Source organism: Bartonella sp. AP7XZML, assembly GCF_042195745.1.
In the GTDB taxonomy this organism is placed as follows: Bacteria; Pseudomonadota; Alphaproteobacteria; order Rhizobiales; family Rhizobiaceae; genus Bartonella.
The window spans coordinates 1-2,796 of the sequence record NZ_JBHIOT010000045.1 but is presented as its reverse complement, the minus strand read 5'-3'; the positions used below and the strand labels follow the sequence as shown (position 1 = coordinate 2,796).

The 2,796-nt window shown below is 40.9% G+C and carries 3 protein-coding genes and 1 pseudogene; all 4 read right to left on the bottom strand.

The features are described from left to right. Positions 1-310: 310 nt before the first annotated feature. Positions 311-712: a hypothetical protein gene (locus ACFILT_RS03525; RefSeq protein ID WP_375679590.1), complete on the bottom strand. Its 402-nt coding sequence runs from the start codon at positions 710-712 to the stop codon at positions 311-313. A gap of 169 nt (positions 713-881) precedes the next feature. Then, positions 882-1,289 carry a hypothetical protein gene (locus ACFILT_RS03520; RefSeq protein WP_375679589.1) on the bottom strand — a complete coding sequence of 136 codons (408 nt, stop codon included), beginning with the start codon at positions 1,287-1,289 and terminating at the stop codon, positions 882-884. Further along, positions 1,286-1,690: a hypothetical protein gene (locus ACFILT_RS03515; protein ID WP_375679588.1), complete on the bottom strand. Its 405-nt coding sequence runs from the start codon at positions 1,688-1,690 to the stop codon at positions 1,286-1,288. The genes ACFILT_RS03520 and ACFILT_RS03515 overlap by 4 nt, the downstream gene beginning before the upstream one ends. A gap of 53 nt (positions 1,691-1,743) precedes the next feature. After that, a pseudogene (locus tag ACFILT_RS03510) lies at positions 1,744-2,796 on the bottom strand (filamentous hemagglutinin); the annotation flags it as partial.

The following is a 2,796-nucleotide window of genomic DNA, read 5'->3' as shown; positions in this document are numbered from 1 at the left end:
GGTCCGGTACTCCACATTCTAAAAGTATTTTATTTCTCCATAATGCTGGAGAAAGTGAGGGAATTGAGTTAACACATCCAGTGATACTTAACAGAGCTATGCAACTCAATAGTTTTAAGATTTTCTTCATTATTCCCCTCTTTCAATGGATTTATTTACAATAAAACAGCTCATAAGCCTGTTGATATTTCCTGTCACCGCTGCTTAAAACAACGGTGAACAATATTGAGATGATTAGTTGAGAAAACAATCCCACCATTCCAAGCAAAGGCAAAGATGGCGGATTGTTAATCATCACAAACAGCAAAACTTAAGGTTGGCATTCATCCGCATTTTTATATTTTTTACAAAAAGGGCTGTTTAAGCGCTTCTTGACACTGCGCTGTGGAACAACAGCGCCTGGACGACAAATGGGCAAGTTTTCGGCTTTATGGTTTACACACCATCCCCCCCTTTCATCTTTATAGCGGAATCCTGATTGAACCATACAAGCATGAATTGTTGCTATTGCATTATTACTGAGCTTGCTGCTTTCTGGATCCTTATCATAAGGGGTTGGCATACCACATTCTAACAAGCCTTTTCCTACCTCAGTAAAATCTGCTCCTGGTTTCTCCCAAGCAGTCAAATATCCTGAAGGAGGTTTATTAAACTGACATCCAGCGATACTTAACAAAGCCATACAACTCAACAGTTTTAAGATTTTCTTCATTTTTCCCCTCTTTCAATGGATTTATTTACGATAAAACAGAGCTCATAAACCTGTTGATATTTCCTGTCACCGCTGCTGAAAACAACAGTGAACAATATTGAAATGGTTAGTTGAGGAAACAATCCCGCCATTCCAAGTGAAGGTAAGGAGGGGGATTGTTGATCATCACTTAAGGCTGACATTCATCCGCGTTTTTATACCTTTTACAAAAAGGGCTGTTCAAGCGCTTCTTGACACTGCGCTGTGGTATGACAGCACCTGGACGACAATTTGGAAGGTTGTCTTCTTTAAAAGTATAACACCAGCCCCCCCCCTCAACTCTATTTTTATAGCGGAAACCTGATTGGACCATGCAAGCATCAATGGAAACCATTGCATTAGGAGTGAGCTTTTGAGTTTCTGAATCCTCATCATAAGGCGTTGGCATTCCACATTCTAATAAAGCTTTTCCTATCTCAGTAAAATCTGCTCCTGGCTTCTCCCACATATACATATACCCTGGAGCAGGTTTATCGATATTGCATCCAATCACGCTTAACAGAACGAGCCCGCTTAATAGTTTTAATATGTATTTCATTTGTTCCTCCTTGAAGGGATGTATATACGATTAGGATCCCCATAATCGCTTTGACATGCCTTACTTGCATGACTATAACAAACATGAGGGCTGGGATAACCAAATAGTACTTTCTTTGCCTCTTTCACTACGTTACTACCAAGGAGTCTCTTGTCAAAAGTAGCGGGATTCTTGCCAAACACAACACCAACAAAATCATCTGCATGGTTTTCCAAGCCGACAGTGGTTTGCTTGCCATCCTTTAAGATATATAACGTATCTGCCATGTCTTGAGTATTATAAGCTGGACCAAAGAAATTAACCATTGTTTCCTTTGCTATACCGAGAACACCATGCTTTACTAAATTATATGATCCATTTCCTGCTGTTATGGTACCACGACTATGGGCATCATCATGCAATCCTATATTGCCATAAAGATACATTATATCCTGGAATTTCTTGGTTGAATTGGTCAATCCAAAAAAAATCTACCTTCCAGAAACTTCTGAAAAATCGCTATCCCTACTTCCACTTCCCAGTCTTCAGCTTCTGGAAAGTATGTAAAATAAAGGGGACCATGATCATTGTCAGCAAACTGGACAGTATAACGCGCAGCATCATCTGGTGAGGTAAAAATACCATTGTAAAACATATGAACCTTGCCATCAGAACCTTTTTGTAAATGTTTTTCTTCTTCAGGCGTTAAATAACGATACAGAGGGACTTGTCTTCCATAACTGTCTTTGATAGGTTTTCCATTTTTATCTGTTGCATAGAGGACATTGCCATTTTCATCATGCTCACCCTCAGGATGTTTTTTGACATAGGCGATTTTATAAATTTTATCAAAGTATCCCAATCCTTCATCCGATAAATCATTGATCATATCTACGCGATTATGCACTGCTCCCTCAAGCGGTGCAACATCTAGCTGTCCTACTGCCTGGTGGGCTGTAGCGGTGTTGCGGTTGAGAGAGCCAATGATTTGTCCAGCATCTTGCCCCATCGCCCTCTGTCCAGTTGTATCAGTAAGGATGATAGTCCCATCACTGATAACAGATTTGGTTTCCCCTTCTGCTCCATCCTTGGCTTTGCCGTGATTTAAAACATTCTTGGTAATGTTTTTTATCGTGTCATTCCCAGAAATGCTTAAACTTTGACTGCTGGCTTGCGCATGGGCACTGTTGCTGATATCACTGGTGCTAATGCTTCCTGTGGTTAGGCTGTTTTTATCTGCCGGCGCGGTGCTGGCAATAATACCTCCGGTCAGCGTTGTTTTATCTTTAACGTTGATCTTAAAGCCGCCATCACCAGCTTTGATGCCTGATTGTTCCACAACACTATGATAATCACTAGAGGATTTATCCTTTTGGAAAGAGGCGCTCATGGAGCCCCCACCACCCGTTTGTCCAGCACCAAACCCAACAGAAACAGAGTTTTGCTTGATTGAGAAAACAATCCCGCCATTCCAAGCAAAGGCAAGGATGGCAGATTGTTGATCATCACCAATAGCAAAACTTAAGGA

Excerpts from the sequence above, each read along its gene's own strand:
- ACFILT_RS03525 (WP_375679590.1), bottom strand. The coding sequence starts at position 712 with ATGAAGAAAATCTTAAAACTGTTGAGTTGTATGGCTTTGTTAAGTATC.
- ACFILT_RS03520 (WP_375679589.1), bottom strand. The coding sequence starts at position 1,289 with ATGAAATACATATTAAAACTATTAAGCGGGCTCGTTCTGTTAAGCGTG.